Origin of the sequence: Streptomyces sp. CA-250714 (genome assembly GCF_050936705.1) — a bacterium.
GTDB lineage: Bacteria > Actinomycetota > Actinomycetes > Streptomycetales > Streptomycetaceae > Streptomyces.
Genome location: NZ_JBNJMI010000002.1, coordinates 1,360,738 through 1,377,407, shown reverse-complemented (window position 1 = coordinate 1,377,407; position 16,670 = coordinate 1,360,738). Strand labels below are relative to the sequence as shown.

The following is a 16,670-nucleotide window of genomic DNA, read 5'->3' as shown; positions in this document are numbered from 1 at the left end:
GCACCGGGCTCCGCCGCAGCCCGCGCGGTGATCAGCTGAATTCTTCGCCGCAGACCCCGGCCTTCAGGCCGGGGACAGGCGATTCTCGCGCCGGAGCCGCGCAGCAGCGAAGTCCCATATCCGTTCTGACCTGCACTGATACGGTTAGATCAGGTCAACTGCTCATGTTTGAGGAGGTGTTGTTTCATGCTGTCCGGTCGCCGGTATCTGCTCGCGCTGTCGCTTGAGCAAGAGGAGATGTGCGAGGAGTTCGGGAACATCTGCCGGGCAGTGTGGAACACAGGCCTTGAGCAGCGGCGCGAGTACCGGCGGCGCGGCGCGTGGATGAACTACGTTCCGCAGGCCGCCGAGCTGGCCGAAGCCAAGCACGAGCACCCGTGGCTCAAGGCCGCTCCCGCGCACGTGCTTCAGCAGACGCTGAGGGATCTGGACAAGGCTTGCCGGGAGCACGGCACGTTCAAGGTGCGGTGGCGGTCGAAGGTCCGCTGGTCGCCCTCGTTCCGGTTCCCGGCCGGGAACCTCATCCGGGTGGAACGCCTGGGCCGCAAGTGGGGCCGGGTCAAACTGCCGAAGCTGGGATGGGTCCGCTTCCGCTGGTCACGGCCCCTCGGGGGTGAGATCCGCTCGGCGACCCTCAGCCGCAAGGCCGGACGATGGTACATATCGTTCCTCGTGGACGACCAGACGGTCACGCCCAGCCGGCATGCCATGCCGGATGCGGCGGTCGGTGTCGACCGCGGAGTGAAGACGGCGGCCGTCACGTCCGATGGCGAGTTCTTCGACCGATCGTTCATCACCGCCTGCGAAACCGTGCGGTACCGCATGCTTCAGCAGAAGCTCGCCCGCACCCGCAAGGGCAGCGCCAACCGGGCCAAGACCCGGGACAAGCTGAACCGGATCATGGCCCGGGTCACCGACCGGCGCGGCGACTTCTGCGCCCGGACCGCTGCCCACTTCGTGGGCAAGAACGCTGTGGTCGTGCTGGAAGACCTCAAGACCCGCAACATGTCCAGGTCGGCGTCCGGCACCCGCGAGGAGCCAGGCACGCGCGTGGCCCACAAGCGAGGCCTGAACCGCGCCATCCTCGACAAGGGATGGCATCGCCTCGGACTCGCCCTCACCAATGCGGCCCGGTACACGGGCACGGCTGTGGTGAAGGTCAACCCCGCCTACACGTCGCAGCGGTGCTCCGCCTGCGGATTCGCCTCGGAAAACAACCGCGAAAGCCAAGCGGTCTTCCGATGCAAAGCCCCAGACTGCGGACACACCCAACACGCCGACGTGAACGCGGCCATCAACATCAAACACGCGGCAGGGCATGCCGTGTCAGCCTAATCCGTAGGTAAGACAGTCCGGGCGAGATCAGAGTTCGTTACGGGCTGTTCGAGCAGCGGGGCCGTGACACTCACGACCACCCGGGCACTCGATGCCTCCCCGTAGATCGGTGCGCGGCCCTGGTGCTCATGGTGGTGGCGGTCGCGTAGGCGCCGAACGGATGCCTTGTGTCAGCCGGGCTGTAATGCCTCTCCACAGACCGTGCGGCGTTCGGTGTCCTCGCGGCCGCCACCACTCCGACTCCGGTGCCGGCGCGCGTCGGCACCGGGTGGATGCCTTCTGACATCAAGGCAAGCGATGCCTCAGAACAGATCGCGCAGTACCCGGCGTCCGTCGCGCGTCAACACTCGAACCTTGATCACTCGTTGGTGTTAGTGGTGCGAGCCCGCTGCATGGTGACCTCTTGTGAAGCCCGAGCCGTCTGAGCTCCCGCATAGACCGAGGCCCGTGGGGTGAGCTGGTGCCACGAACGGCTACCGAGGTGTCGGCCCGGCCCGTCGTGGTTGAGGCCTGGGATTAGGGCGCCGCGTGGTCCCGCATGAGCTCGTGACCAGCACAAACACACATTATGGGGAGGAAATCCGTCTTGATCTACTGCGGCATCGACTGGGCGGAACGCAGCCACGACGTCGCCCTGGTCGACGACACCGGCCAGCTGTTAGCCAAACGCCACATCACCGACGGCGCGGCCGGTTACAAGATCTTGCTGGACCTGCTTGCTGAGTACGGGGACAGCGAGGAGAGCCCGATTCCGGTCGCGATCGAAACCTCCCGTGGCTTGCTCGTAGCGGTGCTGCGGACCGGGAAGCGCCAGGTGTTCGCGATCAACCCCATGGCAGCAGCCCGATACCGTGACCGGCATAGCGTCTCGCGCAAGAAGTCCGACCCCGGCGACGCCCTGGTCCTGGCGAACATCCTGCGCACCGACATGCACGCTCACCGGCCGCTACCCAACGACAGCGACCTCGGCCGTGCGATCGCCGTCCTGGCCCGCGCCCAACAGGACGCGACATGGAACCGGCAGATGATCGCCAACCAGCTGCGCTCGTTGCTACGGGAGTACTACCCGGCCGCCCTGACGGCTGTCGAGACGTGGAAGAACGGCCTGTGTCGCCCCGAAGCGCACGAACTTCTCCGCCTCGCTCCGACGCCAACCCGGGCTGCCAAGCTCACCCGGACACAGCTCCAGGCCGCGCTCAAGCGCGCTGGCCGCAAGCGCGGTATCGAGGTGGAAGCCGAGAGGATCCGCGAGGTCTTCCGTTCCGATTGGGCCCACCAGAAGCCGCTGGTCGAGGACGCTCTCGGCAAGCAGATGCTCGCCCTGCTCATCCAGCTCGAAGCCGCCTCCCAAGCCGCCGATGACCTGGCCGAGGCGGTGGAGGAGGCTTTCCCTCAGCACCCGGACGCCGAAGTGATCCTTAGCTTCCCGGGCCTCGGTGTCCAACTCGGCGCCCGGGTCCTCGCCGAGATCGGAGACGACCGCACCCGGTTCGCCGACGCCCGCGGTCTCAAGGCCTACGCCGGCTCCTCGCCCATCACCAGAGCCTCTGGGAAGAAGTCGTCGATCACCAGGCGGTGGGTGAAGAACGACCGGCTTAACCATGTCGGCTACCTGTGGGCGTTCTCTGCGATCACCGCTTCACCCGGCGCCAAGGCGCACTACCGGCGGCGGCGTGACGACCACGGAGACTGGCACGCTGCCGCCCAGAGGAACCTCTTTAACCGTATGATCGGCCAGCTCTTCTACTGTCTCCATCACAACAAGCTGTTCGAAGAGGACATTGCCTTCCCCACCCAACTTGCCGGAGCCGCTTGACGAGTTACCGCCCCGAGGTGTCTGTGGAGACCTCGCCGTCAGGCGGTCCGTGAAGCAGGAACCCGTAAGCCGGGCGACCGGCCGAACCCCCTCGTAGGGGAATCCCCCTCGTCTACGAGGAGGAGGAAGTCAACCAGGGCACTACGAGGCCGTGCTGACACCTTGCTGACCCGACAGTAGGTTTGCCCCATGAAGGCACACGACGGCATGTACATCGACGGAACCTGGCGTCCCGCCGCGGGCACCGGGACGATCGAGGTCACCAACCCCGCCGACGGAACCCTCCTAGCCACCGTTCCAGCGGGCGGTCCCGAGGACGTCGAGGCGGCCGTGCGCGCCGCCCGTGCGGCGCTCCCCGGCTGGGCCGCCACTCCGCCCGCCGAGCGGGCCGCGCGTCTCGAAGCGCTCCGGCAGATCCTGGCCGACCGGAGCGAGGAGATCGCCGAGACCGTCACCGCGGAGCTCGGCTCGCCGCTGACCCTCTCGCGGAAGGTGCACGCCGCCGTGCCGGTCGCGGTCTGCGCCGGCTACGCGAAGCTGGCCGCCGAGTACGCCTTCGAGGAGGAGGTCGGCAACTCCCGGGTGCTGCGCGAACCCGTCGGCGTCGTCGGCGCCATCACGCCGTGGAACTATCCGCTGCACCAGATCGTCGCCAAGGCGGCACCCGCTCTCGCCGCTGGCTGCACCATGGTGCTCAAACCGGCCGAGGACACCCCGCTGGTCGCCCAACTGTTCGCGGAGGCCGCCCACGACGCGGGCGTACCCGCCGGTGTCTTCAACCTCGTCACCGGGCTCGGGCCGGTCGCCGGGCAGGCGCTGGCCGAGCACGACGGCATCGACCTGCTCTCCTTCACCGGCTCCACCGCCGTCGGCCGCCGTATCGGTGCGGTGGCGGCTTCCGGCGTCAAACGCGTCGCGCTGGAGCTCGGCGGCAAGTCGGCCAACGTCATCCTGCCCGGCGCCGATCTGGCCAAGGCCGTCAAGGTCGGTGTCGCCAACGTGATGTCCAACTCCGGCCAGACATGCAGCGCCTGGACCCGGATGCTGGTCGACTCCGAACGCTACGACGAAGCCGTACGGCTCGCCGCCGAAGCCGCGGCCAAGTACGTGGCCGGAAACCCTCTGGAGGAGACCACCCGCATCGGCCCCGTCGTCAACGCCGAGCAGCGCGAGCGGGTCACCGGGTACATACGGCGCGGCCAGGAGGAGGGGGCCCGGCTGGTGGTGGGCGGCGCCGAGCCTCCGGAGGGCCTGGAGCGCGGCCATTATGTGCGGCCCACCGTGTTCGCCGACGTCACCCCCGAGATGACCATCGCCCAGGAGGAGATCTTCGGCCCCGTGCTGTCCATCATCGAGTACGCGGACACCGAGGACGCGCTGCGCATCGCCAACGGCACCGTCTACGGGCTCGCGGGCGCCGTGTGGTCCGAGGACGAGGCCGAGGCCGTCGCCTTCGCGCGCCGGATGGAGACCGGACAGGTCGACATCAACGGTGGCCGGTTCAACCCCCTGGCGCCCTTCGGCGGTTACAAGCAGTCCGGCGTCGGGCGGGAGCTGGGCGTCCACGGCCTGGAGGAGTACGTGCAGACCAAGTCCCTCCAGTTCTGACCCGATTCCGCCGCTCTACCGAGGCCACCCCCGTCCCCGCACGCCGCTTGGAGCTCGCATGGTTCGCGCCGCCGTACTGCCCGCCGTCTCGGCACCGCTGGAGGTCACCTCGATAGCCCTGCCGGACCCCGGTCCCGGCCAGGTGCGGGTGCGGCTCGCCGCGGCCGGCGTCTGCCACTCCGACCTCTCCCTCGCCAACGGCACCCTGCGCCAGCCCGTACCGGCCGTGCTCGGCCACGAGGGCGCGGGCACCGTCGTGGCCGTCGGCGAGGACGTACTGGACGTCGCGCCAGGGGACCGCGTCGTGCTCAACTGGGCGCCGAACTGCGGCGAATGCCACTTCTGCGTCCAGCTGTCCGAGCCGTGGCTGTGCACCCGCGCCAACGAGGCCACCACCACGCCCTACGCGAGCACCCGCAGCGGCGACGGCCTCTACCCCGGGCTGAGCGTCGCCGCTTTCGCCGAGGAGACGGTCGTCCCCCGGCGCGCCGTCCTCCCGCTGCCGCCCGGTGTGCCGCTGGAGGACGCGGCGCTGCTGGGCTGCGCCATGCTCACCGGGTACGGCGCCGTGCACCACAGCGCCCGGGTGCGGGTGGGGGAGTCGGTCGCGGTGTACGGCGTGGGCGGGGTGGGCCTGGCCACGTTGCAGTCGGCACGGCTCGCGGGCGCCGGACAGATCATCGCGGTGGATGTCTCCGCGGAGAAGGAGGACATGGCGCGGGCCGCCGGCGCCACGGACTTCGTCGTGGCCGGTGAGAAGACCGCCAAGGCCGTACGCGCACTGACGGAGGGCGGATACGGCGCCGACGTGGCCATCGAATGCGTGGGCCGCGCCGAGACCGTCCGGGCGGCCTGGGACTCCACCCGGCGCGGCGGGCGCACCACCGTCGTCGGCATCGGCGGCAAGGACGAGCGCGTCACGTTCTCCGCACTGGAGATCTTCCACTTCGCGCGAGGGCTGCGAGGCTGTGTGTACGGGGACTCCGACCCGGTACGGGACGTTCCGGTGCTGGCCCAGCATGTGCGGGACGGGCGACTGGAGCTCGGGGCGCTGGTGACCGACCGGGTGGGGCTGGAGGGGGTCGGTGCCGCTTTCGACGCCATGCGGGCCGGTCGGGGCGGGCGCACCCTGGTGGTGTTCTGAGTTGGGCCTGTCCGTCCTGCCCGGTCTGCCCGGCCTGTCCGGCAGGGGGCGGGTGGCTAAGCAGTCGCTCAGCGCACAGTAAGCTGGCCGAATGACGACGGGCGAGATCGACGAATCGTTTGGCGGTGTCACCCCGGACGCCGCCCGCCGCCTCCTGCTGGGCGCTGTCCAGGCATTCGCGGAGCGGGGTTTCCATGCCACCACCACCCGCGACATCGCCGGCCGAGCGGGGATGAGCCCCGCGGCGCTCTACATCCACTACAAGACCAAGGAAGAACTGCTCTTCCACATCAGCAGGGTCGGCCACGAGCGCTCCGTGGCGGTGCTGGAGGAGGCCGTGGCCGGCGCGGCCGACAGCGCGGAACGCCTCGCCCGCGCCGTCCGTGCGTTCGTACGCTGGCACGCGGAGCACCACACCACGGCCCGCGTCGTCCAGTACGAGCTCGCGGCGCTCGGCGAGGAGCACTACGCCCATATCGTGGTGCTGCGCCGCCGCAGCGAGGAGATTCTGCGCGGGGTCCTCGAAGCGGGAGTCGCGGCGGGCGAGTTCGACATCCCGGACATTCGGGGTACGGCGCTCGCGGTGATGTCGCTGTGCATCGACGTCGCCCGCTGGTTCAGTCCGGGAGGCCGCAGGACGCCGGACGAGATCGGTGAGCTGTACGCAGATCTCGCCCTGCGGATGGCCGGGTACCGGGCCGCCGGTGTCACCAGTAGTAGCGGCTGAGGCTCTCCGCGACGCACACCGGCTTGTCGCCGCCCTCTCGCTCCACGGTCACCTGTGCGGCGACCTGCACCCCGCCGTCGGACGTCTCCCCGACGTCCACCAGGGTCGCCCTGGCGCGCAGTCGGGAGCCGACGGGCACGGGGGCGGGGAAGCGCACCTTGTTGGTGCCGTAGTTGACGCCCATCTTCATGCCCTCGACGCGCAGGATCTGCGGGACGAGGGCGGGCAGCAGCGAAAGCGTCAGATAGCCGTGCGCGATGGTGCCGCCGAAGGGGCCCCCGGCGGCACGCTCCGGGTCGACGTGGATCCACTGGTGGTCACCCGTCGCGTCGGCGAACAGGTCGATCCGCTTCTGGTCCACCTCCAGCCAGTCGCTGTGGCCCAGCTCCTGGCCGACCGCGGCACGCAGCTCGTCGGCCGAGGTGAAGACCCGGGGTTCCGCCATGCGAATTTCCTCCTATGCGGGGTGCCGTGGAGTGGGCAGCCGATGTGTGGGCCTCGGCTAAGCGACTGCTCAGCATGTGTCCGTCAGCATGCCAGTTGCCTGCGGCGCTGCGCCACCCCTGAGTTCGTGCGGGCCCCGCCTGGGAGCGGCAGCCCGCCGTAGGGGTTGCTGCCCGGCGGCCGTTTGCACGTTCGTTGTGGCTTGGCGCGCAGTTCCCCGCGCCCCTTTCGGGGCTTGGTCTCAGCCCTGGGAGGGGAGTGGGTTGCTGAAGCCCAGGCGGGAGCCTGTGCCTTGGCGGTGTGGGTTGCGGCGGCCGGTGCCGTCGGTACGGATCTCCGTCCGTACGCCCCGGTCCATCCGCAGACCGCGGCGTTGCGGTGGGGTCTCGTACGCGTCGTCCGTCATGGCGATCATGCGGCGCAGCACCTCGGCCAGCCGGGGGGTCGGCGGTTGGGCCGGATCGCAGTGCATCAGCGACCTGCCGCCCCACGTTCTGCGGTGCCATTCGTCGAGCGCGGTCGGCTGTCTGATCCCCTTGCGCTTCTCCCGTTTGCGGCGGGCCGCGACTTCGGACTCGTAGTCGAGCCAGACCGCGCGTGCCTCCTCCAGCTCTTCGAGCGCCGAGACGAGCAGCGCGGGGTCGGGTTCGCGGTCGTCGGGATGGAACCCGGCGTTCCTGCACAGGTGTTGCCAGGTTGCGCGGTGGCCGTAAGGGGCGAACCGCTCCAGGCACTTGCGCAGTGCCTGTCGTCGTTGGGACGGGTCTCTGTCTGGGTCACGGACTTGTCGGGCGAGCGCTCTGAAACCGGCCAATCATCCCACCTCCGGCGGAGAGGACCCGTGTCGTCGGGGATGTGACGTACCACCCCGCACTTCGGATCCGTCTCCGGCGATGCTTTTTCGCGCGGCGAGCGCGCACTTGCTTCGGCGTGGCGGATTACCCCGGATGTGGCCCTCTATTCCTGTAAGGGTCGGTTTCACGCCTCATCGGCCGCAGTCGCTTCCGGGCTCTCCACCTGTCACGCATACGCGACGCCGCGCGCCGCACACAACAGAGGAACGAGCCTCGCGCCGCACGCGTTCCCGGGCCCCGGTCCTGGGGGGCGTCGGGGCGGTTCCGGGGTTCCTCCGCCACCCCTTCCGAAATGACATACCGACTGGTTAGTCTGCCGGGCGGGTGCTGGATCCGGCGGGGCCGTTCCGCCGTACGCACCGAACGGGGACGCAGCCGCACGAACCCGAGAGTGGAGGCGCAGCTGATGGAGTCCTTGCGCGACAGTGCCGTTGTCGTCACCGGAGCCGGTGGTGGCATAGGGGCGGCCCTCGCCCGCAGATTCGCCGCCGAGGGCGCGCGGGTCGTCGTCAACGACCTCGACCCCGGCCGGGCCCGCGCCGTGGCCGAGGAGATCGGCGGCATCGCCGTACCGGGCGACGCCGCAACCGTCGTGGCCCCCGCGAGCGAGGCGCTGGGCGGCGCTGTCGACACGTTCTGCGCCAACGCCGGCGTCGGCACCCAGGGCGGTCCCGAGAGCCCCGACGCCCAGTGGAACGCGGCCTGGGACGTCAACGTCATGGCACACGTACGCGCGGCGCGTGCACTGCTGCCCGGCTGGCTGGAGCGCGGGCGGGGCCGTTTCGTGTCCACCGTCTCGGCGGCCGGGCTGCTGACGATGGTCGGCGCTGCGTCCTACAGCGTCACCAAGCACGCGGCACTCGCCTTCGCCGAGTGGCTGTCGGTCACCTACCGGCACCGTGGCGTGGACGTGCACGCCATCTGCCCGGAGGGCGTACGGACCGACATGCTGGAGGCCACCGGCACCGCGGGTGACGTGGTGCTGCGGCCGGGCGCCATCGCCCCCGAGGCTGTTGCCGACGCGCTGTTCGCCGCGTTCGCCGAGGGGCGTTTCCTCGTTCTGCCGCACGCCACCACCCAGGGCCACTACACGGCGCGCGCCAGCGGCACGGACAACTGGCTGAGCGCCATGAACCACCTCCAGCAGAAGGTCGAGCGCCGGGCGCACGACGGGCTCGAAGGCGCACGGCCCGGCCCGGAGGGTGCGCGGGAGGGGGAGCCGGCATGACGTCGGCAGCCGCGGTCACGTACGAGGACAAGCCCTGGCTGGCCCAGCTCAACGCAGCCCAACGCGCGCCCGTCACACCGCCCGAGACGGTGCTGCACGCCTTCCGCGCCGCTGCCCGTGAGGTGCCGGACCGCACGGCGCTCGCCTACTTCGACGGCCGGCTCAGCTACGCCGAGACCGACGCGCTCTCCGACGCCGTCGCCGCCCATCTCGCCGAACGGGGCCTGGAGAAGGGCGACCGGCTCGCCCTCATGCTCCAGAACACGCCGCACTACGTGCTCGCGCTGCTGGGCGCGTGGAAGGCGGGGGCCACGGTGGTGCCCGTCAACCCGATGTACAAGGAACGCGAGGTCGCGCACGTCCTCGAGGACGCGGAAGTCGCCGTCCTGGTGTGCTCCGACCGAGCTTGGGAGGACCGGCTGCGCGCCACTGTGGCCGGCAGCACCGTGCACACCGTACTGACGGCCTGTGAACTCGACCTGCAGAACCGCGACGACGCCCGCGTACTCGGATTCGAGCGGTGTGCGCCCGCCCACGACGCGCAGGATCTGCTCGCCGTCGCACGCACCGGCGCACCGGCCCCCGCCGGACGTGAGCCCGCTGCCGAGGAGATCGCGCTGATCAGCTACACCTCCGGCACCAGCGGCTCCCCCAAGGGCGCCATGAACACGCACGCCAACCTCGCCTTCAACGCCGAGCGGCAGCGCGTCGGCCACGGCCTGCCGGAGGGCTCCTGCATCTTCGCGCTGGCGCCGCTGTTCCACATCACCGGGATGGTGGTGCAGCTGTGCGGATGCATCGTCAACAAGGGCACGTTGGCGCTCGCCTACCGCTTCGAGGCGGGCGTCGTCCTCGACGCCTTCCTGGAGCACCGCCCCGCCTACACCGTCGGCCCGTCCACCGCGTTCATGGCGCTGGCCGCACACCCGGGTGCGACCCGCGAGCACTTCGCCTCGTTCCGGCACATCTCCTCCGGCGGCGCACCGCTGCCGCCCGCGCTGGTGGAGAAGTTCCGCGCCGCCTTCGGCCCTTACATCGGCAACGGCTACGGGCTCACCGAGTGCTCGGCGCCGTGTGCCTCCGTACCGCCCGGGAGACAGGCGCCGGTCGACCCGGAGTCCGGCACCCTCGCGGTGGGTGTGCCGGGCCCGGACACGGTCGTGCGCATCCTGGACGAGGCGGGGGTGCCGGTGCCCCTCGGAGAGCAGGGCGAGATCGCGGTACGCGGCCCGCAGGTCGTGCCCGGCTACTGGCGGCGGCCCGCGGAGACGGCCGCCGCGCTGCCCGACGGTGAACTGCGCACCGGCGACATCGGGTTCATGGACGAGGACGGCTGGCTGTATGTCGTCGACCGCAAGAAGGACATGATCAACGCCTCCGGGTTCAAGGTCTGGCCCCGCGAGGTCGAGGACGTGCTGTACGCGCACCCCGCCGTCCGCGAGGCCGCGGTGGTCGGCGTCCCGCACGAGTACCGGGGCGAGACCGTCAAGGCGTACGTCAGCCTGCGCGAGGGCACCGATGCCGCGCCTCACGAACTGAGCGCGTACTGCGAGGAGCGGCTGGCCGCCTACAAATACCCCCGCGAGGTGGAGATCCTCCGGGAGCTCCCCAAGACCACCAGTGGGAAGATCCTGCGACGGGAGCTACGTTCCCGGCAGATGAACGAGGATCGGAGTCGGCCGGGCGACGTCGGCCGATGAACGAGGAGTGAGAGGCAGGTGGCGGCCATGACGACCAAGGCCGATTCGGCGGGACATGGGACGCGTTGGGACATGCCGGGCATGATGAGCCGTCAGGACGACGGCTGGGGCGGCGACACCCCCGCGCCCGTACCGCAGCGGCTGCTGGCGGCCGCCACCCGCCTGTTCGCCGAGCGGGGCTACGACCGCACGTCCGTACAGGACATCGTGGAGGCGGCAGGCGTCACCAAGGGCGCCCTCTACCACTACTTCGGCTCCAAGGACGATCTGCTGCACGAGATCTACGGCCGCCTGCTGCGGCTCCAGCAGGAACGCCTCGATCTGTTCGCCGAGCGCGAGGCACCCGTCGAGGAGCGGCTGCGCGCGGCCGCCGCCGACGTCGTCGTGACGACCATCGACAACCTCGACGACGCCATGATCTTCCTCCGCTCCATGCACCAGCTCTCGTCCGAGAAGCAGAAGCAGGTGCGCGCGGAGCGGCGCCGCTACCACGAGAGGTTCCGCGCCCTGATCGAAGAGGGCCAGCGCGCCGGGGTGTTCAGCGACGCCACGCCCGCCGATCTCGTCGTGGACTACCACTTCGGCTCCGTCCACCACCTCAGCAGCTGGTACCGACCCGATGGCCCACTCACCCCCCAACAAGTAGCCGACCACCTGGCCGACCTGCTGCTGCGGGCGCTCCGGCCATGAGCCCGCTCCCGCATCCAATCCCGCCGCGACGGCGCGCAAGCACGACGGCGAGGGTCCGGCGGAATCAGCGACAAGCTCAACCACAACGTTCGGCATGAAAGGAACCCCCGTGCAGGCATGGCGTGTTCATACCAACGGCGAACCGCGTGACGTGATGCGGCTGGAGGAGATACCCGAGCCTGAGCAGGGCCCCGGGCAGCTGCTGGTGCGGGTGCGGGCCGGAAACGTCAACTATCCGGACGCCATGCTGTGCCGGGGCGAGTACCAGATCCGCCCGCCGCTGCCGTTCACCCCCGGAGTGGAGCTGTGCGGCGAGATCGTCGGCGGACCCCGCGCGGGGGAGCGGGTGCTGGGGCAGCCCGTGCTGCCCTGCGGCGCCTTCGGCGAACTGGCCGTCATCAGCGAGGAGAGCGCGCGGCCCGCCCCGGAGGCACTGGACGACGCGGAGGCCGCCGCGCTGCACATCGGCTACCAGACCGGCTGGTTCGGGCTGCACCGGCGCGCCCGCCTGCAGAAGGGCGAGACCCTGCTGGTGCACGCCGCGGCGGGCGGCGTCGGCAGCGCCGCTGTCCAGCTCGGCAAGGCCGCCGGAGCGCGGGTGCTGGGCGTCGTCGGCGGCGAGGCGAAGGCGCGGGTCGCCCGCGAACTGGGCTGCGACGTGGTCATCGACCGGCGCAGCGACGATGTCGTCGCCGCCGTGAAGGAGGCCACCGGCGGCAAGGGCGCCGACGTGGTGTACGACCCGGTGGGGGGTGACGCCTACGCGGCGTCCGCCAAGTGCGTCGCCTTCGAGGGACGCATCGTGGTCGTCGGCTTCGCCAGTGGCGCGGTGCCCACGCCGGGGCTCAACCACGCGCTGGTGAAGAACTACTCGATCCTCGGGCTGCATTGGGGGCTCTACGCGCAGAAGGAGCCGTCGGCTGTGGACCGCTGCCATGAGGAGCTGACCCGACTCGCCGCGGAAGGCGCTGTCAGGCCGCTGGTGAGCGAGCGGGTGGCGCTGGACGGCGCAGCGGACGCCGTCCAGCGGGTCTTCGACGGGGTGACCACGGGGCGCGTGGTGGTGACGGTGGGCTGACAGGGGCTCAGCCCGGCGGTCGGCTGATACGTCAGGCGACCGCCCGCGCCGCCGCCCTCCCCGCCGTGCGGCCCGAGAAGAGGCAGCCGCCCAGGAAGGTGCCCTCCAGGGAGCGGTAGCCGTGCACGCCACCGCCGCCGAAACCGGCGGCCTCGCCTGCCGCGTAGACGCCGGGCAGAGGCTCCCCGCCTTCCGTGAGTACGCGGGAGGACAGATCCGTCTCCAGCCCGCCCAGCGTCTTCCGGGTCAGGATGTTGAGGCGTACGGCGATCAGCGGACCGGCGGCGGGGTCGAGCAGGCGGTGCGGGGTCGCGACGCGGATCAGCCGGTCGCCCAGATAGCGCCGGGCGCCGTGGATCGCGGTGATCTGGAGGTCCTTGCCGAACGGGTTGCGGATCTCGCGGTCCCGCGCGGCGATCTCCCGCCGCAGCGCGTCGGCCTCGATCAGCTTGTCCCCGGTCAGTTCGTTCATCCGGCGGGCCAGCGCGGCGACATCGCGCTCGATCACGAAGTCGACGCCGTTGTCCATGAACGCCTGTACCGGCCCTGGCGCGCCCTTGCGTGCCCGGCCGAGAACATCCCGTACCGACCGTCCGGTCAGATCCGGATTCTGCTCGGACCCGGAGAGCGTGAACTCCTTCTCGATGATCTTCTGGCTCAGTACGAACCAGGTGTAGCCGTGGCCGGTCCGCATGATGTGGTCGAGGGTGCCCAGCGTGTCGAAGCCGGGGAAGAGCGGGACCGGCAGCCGCTGTCCGGTGGCATCCAGCCACAGCGAGGAGGGGCCGGGCAGGATGCGGATGCCGTGCCGGTCCCAGATGGGGTTCCAGTTCTCGATGCCCTCGGTGTAGTGCCACATCCGGTCGCGGTTGATGAGCCGGCCGCCCGCCTGCTCCGTGATGCCGAGCATCAGCCCGTCCACATGTGCCGGGACGCCGGAGAGCAGCTTCCGGGGCGGAGTGCCCAGCCGTTCGGGCCAGTTTGCGCGGACCAGTTCGTGATTGCCGCCGATACCTCCGGAGGTGACGATCACGGCCTGCGCGCGGAGTTCGAAAGCGCTGGTGGCCTCCCGGCTGCTGGCCGTACCGCGCCGCGCGTCGCTGGGCACCAGCACCTCGCCGGTGACGGTGTCCACCGCCCCGGCCGTACGCGACAGCCCGGTGACGCGGTGCCGGAAGCGCAGCTCCACCAGGCCCCGCGCCACGCCCGCGCGCACCCGGCGCTCGAACGGCTCGACGAGCCCTGGCCCGGTGCCCCAGGTGATGTGGAAGCGGGGCACCGAGTTGCCGTGGCCGCCCGCGTCGTAGCCGCCGCGCTCGGCCCAGCCGACCACGGGGAACAGCTTCAGCCCCTGCGAGCGCAGCCAGGACCGCTTCTCCCCGGCGGCGAAGTTCACATACGCCTCGGCCCAGCGGCGCGGCCAGTGGTCCTCCGGGCGGTCGAAGCCGGCCGTGCCGAGCCAGTCCTGCCAGGCCAGCTCGTGGCTGTCCTTGATGCGCAGTCGGCGCTGTTCGGGGGAGTCGACGAAGAAGAGGCCGCCGAAGGACCAGTGCGCCTGGCCGCCGAGTGCCTGCTCGGGCTCCTGGTCGAGGAGGATGACGCGCCGCCCGGCGTCGGCGAGTTCGGCCGTCGCGGCGAGGCCCGCCAGCCCGGCTCCGACCACGATCACATCGGCGTCGTACGCCATGCTCCCACCTTTCGTACAGCTGCACCCGACCGGTGACCGGAGAGTAACCTTCGGCCGGGCCGTCGGACACCCCTGCGGAGCCGTCCGTGTCAACGGTGGTGCTTGGATGGGCGTATGACGGATCAGGGGCGTTCGGCGGACGAGCTGCTGGACATCGTGGACGAGCAGGACCGGGTCGTCGGACAGCGGCTGCGCGGCGAGGTCTACGCGAAGCGGCTGCGGCACCGCAGCACCTCCATCCGGGTGCGCGACGCAACGGGCCGGATCTTCGTACACCGCCGTACCCCCACCAAGCTGATCTTCCCCGGGATGTACGACGTCGTGGTGGGCGGTGTGGTGGGCGCGGGCGAGCAGTACGACACGGCGGCGCTCCGGGAGGCCGAGGAGGAGCTGGGCGTGAGCGGGCTGCCGCAGCCCGAGCGGCGGCTGAAGTTCCTCTTCGAGACGCCGGAGTTCTCCTGGTTTCTCCAGGTGTACGAGGTGGTGTGCACGCTGCCAGTCCAGCCGCAGCCCGAGGAGGTCGAGTGGTGGGACTTCCTCCCGGAGGACGAGCTGGAGCGGCGGCTGGACGGCTGGGCGGCGGAGGGAAAGGTCGTCCCGGACGGGTTGGAATGCCATCGCCGCCTCTCGGCGCTGTGAGGGCCCACCGGACGGCGCCTCGGTGTCCCACCGGAAGAGCGCCGCAGGTCACGGCGTACGGTTGAGCCATGCTCGACCGGATCTCGGCGACCCTACGGCTGTGGTTCGCCCCCCAGCGGCTCAGGGACGAGGGCACTACGCCCGACTACCGCTTCTCGCTGGCCAACGAGCGCACCTTCCTCGCCTGGATCCGCACCGCACTGGCCCTGGTGGCGGGCGGGATCGCGGTCGACCAGTTCCTGACGGACCTGCGCTGGGGCGTGCGGACGGGCGTCGCGATCGTGCTGCTGGCCGGTGCGGCGCTGTGCGCCTTCCGCGCCGTGAACCACTGGGTGCGCTGTGAGCGTGCCATGCGCCGCGGTGAGGACCTGCCGGCATCGCGCTTCCCGGTGCTGCTGGCGAGCGGCACTGCGTTCGCGGCGCTGCTGGTCATCGCCCTCGTCGTGCTCGGCCTGGCGGGCCGGTGACGGGCCGGTCGACGGCCGGCGGGGCGAGCGTGGGCGGGCCGCCGTGCGACCCGGACGGTACGCCCCGCGATCCGGGCGCGCAGCCGGAGCGAACCTGGCTGGCCTGGCGCCGTACGACTCTGACCTGCGCCGTCTCCGTGGCGCTGGCGGCGCGGGTGGCGCTCGCTGAGCCGTCGGGCCTCGCCCGGGTGGCCGCCGGTCTCGGAGCGCTGGCCTGGGTCGGCCTGCTGATCACGGCCCACCGGCGGATCGGTCTGCTCTCGCGGGCCCGGCCGGAGACGATGGGTGCTGCCGAGACCATCGGGACGCTGGTCTGTGTGCTGGTTCTGATCGGCGTGGGAGGGATGATGCTGCTGTGAACAGCCGGGGGAGCGCTCCGGGTCCGCTCGTCGTCGTGATGGGCGTCTCCGGGTCCGGCAAGAGCACCGTCGGCGAGTGGCTGGCGGAGGTGCTGGACCTGCCGTTCGCCGACGCTGACGACTTCCACCCCGAGCGGAACATCGAGAAGATGTCCGCCGGTGTCCCGCTGGACGACGAGGACCGGGCGCCCTGGCTGGACGCGATGGCCGACTGGCTGGACCGGTCAGCCGACAGCGGTGCCGTGCTGGTCTGCTCGGCGCTCAAGCACCGCTACCGCGAGCGGCTGCGCCGGGCGTCCCCGCTGCTGTTCTTCGTACATCTGGAGGGCTCCTACGAGCTGATCGCCGCACGACTGGCCCGGCGCAAGGGACACTTCATGCCGCCGAGTCTGCTGCGTTCGCAGTTCGACGCACTGGAGCCGCTCGGCCGGGACGAGCGGGGGGTCACCGTTTCCGTCGCGGGAACGCCGGACGAGACCCGCGCCACGGTGCGGAGCGCGCTGGCGCACGCGGGGGTCCGCTGAGGGCTGCGCCGGGAGGGCGCGGGCGCACGGGCCGGGTCAGCCGAGCGCGACGGCGGTCAGGATCAGCACGCCGACCGTGAGAACGATGATCAGTGCGAGGGCTGAGGGGTTGCGGTGGTTGAGGACATAGCCGTTCCTGGAGCGCTCGTCGCGTACGAACAGCGGCTCGTTGTCACCCATGGGCATGCCCCGAGGCTAGGGCGCGACCGGCAGATGTGTCATCGGACTTCGGGCGGAAAGCGGTGCATCGCACATCGAGCCCGCCGCATACGGGTCAATCCGGACGGAGAGCGGGGCGCCCGGAAACGCGGGGCATGGCGGGAAAGAGGTCCGCGCGGAAAGGGGCGGGGGCAACCCCTGGACGCGCATA

General features: G+C 70.8%; 17 protein-coding genes. 13 read left to right on the top strand and 4 right to left on the bottom strand.

What is annotated here, in order from left to right:
• Nucleotides 1-186 precede the first annotated feature (186 nt).
• From ACQEU8_RS25080 to ACQEU8_RS25060, 5 genes are all read left to right on the top strand, one after another.
• Nucleotides 187-1,335 carry an RNA-guided endonuclease InsQ/TnpB family protein gene (locus ACQEU8_RS25080; protein WP_433104811.1) on the top strand — a complete coding sequence of 383 codons (1,149 nt, stop codon included), beginning with the start codon at nt 187-189 and terminating at the stop codon, nt 1,333-1,335.
• Between the two features lie 568 nt (nt 1,336-1,903).
• Complete coding sequence (locus ACQEU8_RS25075) at nt 1,904-3,151, top strand: IS110 family transposase (protein WP_433104809.1); 1,248 nt, start codon at nt 1,904-1,906, stop codon at nt 3,149-3,151.
• A gap of 189 nt (nt 3,152-3,340) precedes the next feature.
• Nucleotides 3,341-4,759, top strand: a complete 1,419-nt coding sequence (locus ACQEU8_RS25070) for an aldehyde dehydrogenase family protein (RefSeq protein WP_433104807.1) — start codon at nt 3,341-3,343, stop codon at nt 4,757-4,759.
• Between the two features lie 58 nt (nt 4,760-4,817).
• The gene (locus ACQEU8_RS25065; RefSeq protein ID WP_433104805.1) at nt 4,818-5,903 is read left to right on the top strand and encodes a zinc-binding dehydrogenase; all 1,086 of its coding nucleotides are present in this window, start codon (nt 4,818-4,820) and stop codon (nt 5,901-5,903) included.
• Nucleotides 5,904-5,994: 91 nt separating this feature from the next.
• Nucleotides 5,995-6,630 carry a TetR/AcrR family transcriptional regulator gene (locus tag ACQEU8_RS25060; RefSeq protein ID WP_433104803.1) on the top strand — a complete coding sequence of 212 codons (636 nt, stop codon included), beginning with the start codon at nt 5,995-5,997 and terminating at the stop codon, nt 6,628-6,630.
• Here the strand turns inward: ACQEU8_RS25060 and ACQEU8_RS25055 are convergent.
• Nucleotides 6,611-7,075, bottom strand: a complete 465-nt coding sequence (locus tag ACQEU8_RS25055) for a MaoC family dehydratase (RefSeq protein ID WP_433104801.1) — start codon at nt 7,073-7,075, stop codon at nt 6,611-6,613. The two genes, ACQEU8_RS25060 and ACQEU8_RS25055, sit on opposite strands and share 20 nt — an antisense overlap.
• A 240-nt stretch (nt 7,076-7,315) precedes the next feature.
• Nucleotides 7,316-7,888 (bottom strand): hypothetical protein, encoded by a 573-nt coding sequence (locus tag ACQEU8_RS25050; protein WP_433104799.1) that lies wholly within the window; start codon nt 7,886-7,888, stop codon nt 7,316-7,318.
• Nucleotides 7,889-8,334: 446 nt separating this feature from the next.
• Here ACQEU8_RS25050 and ACQEU8_RS25045 point away from each other — a divergent pair, with 446 nt between their 5' ends.
• The 4 genes from ACQEU8_RS25045 to ACQEU8_RS25030 all read left to right on the top strand — a co-directional run bounded on the left by ACQEU8_RS25045 (nt 8,335) and on the right by ACQEU8_RS25030 (nt 12,624).
• Nucleotides 8,335-9,156, top strand: coding sequence for an SDR family oxidoreductase (locus ACQEU8_RS25045; protein ID WP_433104797.1), 822 nt, complete (start codon nt 8,335-8,337; stop codon nt 9,154-9,156).
• A complete protein-coding gene (locus tag ACQEU8_RS25040) occupies nt 9,153-10,856 on the top strand; it encodes an AMP-binding protein (RefSeq protein ID WP_433104795.1) in 1,704 nt (567 codons plus the stop codon). The genes ACQEU8_RS25045 and ACQEU8_RS25040 overlap by 4 nt, the downstream gene beginning before the upstream one ends.
• An 84-nt stretch (nt 10,857-10,940) precedes the next feature.
• Nucleotides 10,941-11,546 carry a TetR/AcrR family transcriptional regulator gene (locus ACQEU8_RS25035; protein WP_433108695.1) on the top strand — a complete coding sequence of 202 codons (606 nt, stop codon included), beginning with the start codon at nt 10,941-10,943 and terminating at the stop codon, nt 11,544-11,546.
• A gap of 109 nt (nt 11,547-11,655) precedes the next feature.
• Entirely contained in the window at nt 11,656-12,624 is a 969-nt protein-coding gene (locus ACQEU8_RS25030) for an NADPH:quinone oxidoreductase family protein (protein ID WP_433108693.1), read from the top strand.
• A 31-nt stretch (nt 12,625-12,655) separates the two neighbouring features.
• Here ACQEU8_RS25030 and ACQEU8_RS25025 read toward each other — a convergent pair whose 3' ends face one another.
• On the bottom strand, nt 12,656-14,311 hold the full coding sequence (locus tag ACQEU8_RS25025; RefSeq protein WP_433104793.1) for an FAD-binding dehydrogenase: 1,656 nt from the start codon (nt 14,309-14,311) through the stop codon (nt 12,656-12,658).
• Between the two features lie 114 nt (nt 14,312-14,425).
• On the opposite strand from ACQEU8_RS25025, the gene ACQEU8_RS25020 reads away from it, so the two are divergent.
• The 4 genes from ACQEU8_RS25020 (at nt 14,426) to ACQEU8_RS25005 (ending at nt 16,300) form a co-directional block, all read left to right on the top strand.
• Entirely contained in the window at nt 14,426-14,950 is a 525-nt protein-coding gene (locus ACQEU8_RS25020; RefSeq protein ID WP_433104791.1) for an NUDIX domain-containing protein, read from the top strand.
• 68 nt (nt 14,951-15,018) lie between these two features.
• Nucleotides 15,019-15,417, top strand: coding sequence for a YidH family protein (locus tag ACQEU8_RS25015; protein WP_433104789.1), 399 nt, complete (start codon nt 15,019-15,021; stop codon nt 15,415-15,417).
• A gap of 29 nt (nt 15,418-15,446) precedes the next feature.
• On the top strand, nt 15,447-15,776 hold the full coding sequence (locus tag ACQEU8_RS25010) for a DUF202 domain-containing protein (protein ID WP_433104787.1): 330 nt from the start codon (nt 15,447-15,449) through the stop codon (nt 15,774-15,776).
• A complete protein-coding gene (locus ACQEU8_RS25005) occupies nt 15,773-16,300 on the top strand; it encodes a gluconokinase (protein WP_433104785.1) in 528 nt (175 codons plus the stop codon). Before ACQEU8_RS25010 ends, ACQEU8_RS25005 begins: the two co-directional genes overlap by 4 nt.
• Before the next feature lie 36 nt (nt 16,301-16,336).
• Here the strand turns inward: ACQEU8_RS25005 and ACQEU8_RS25000 are convergent, their stop codons facing one another.
• On the bottom strand, nt 16,337-16,486 hold the full coding sequence (locus tag ACQEU8_RS25000; protein ID WP_433104783.1) for a hypothetical protein: 150 nt from the start codon (nt 16,484-16,486) through the stop codon (nt 16,337-16,339).
• Between the last annotated feature and the right edge of the window lie 184 nt (nt 16,487-16,670).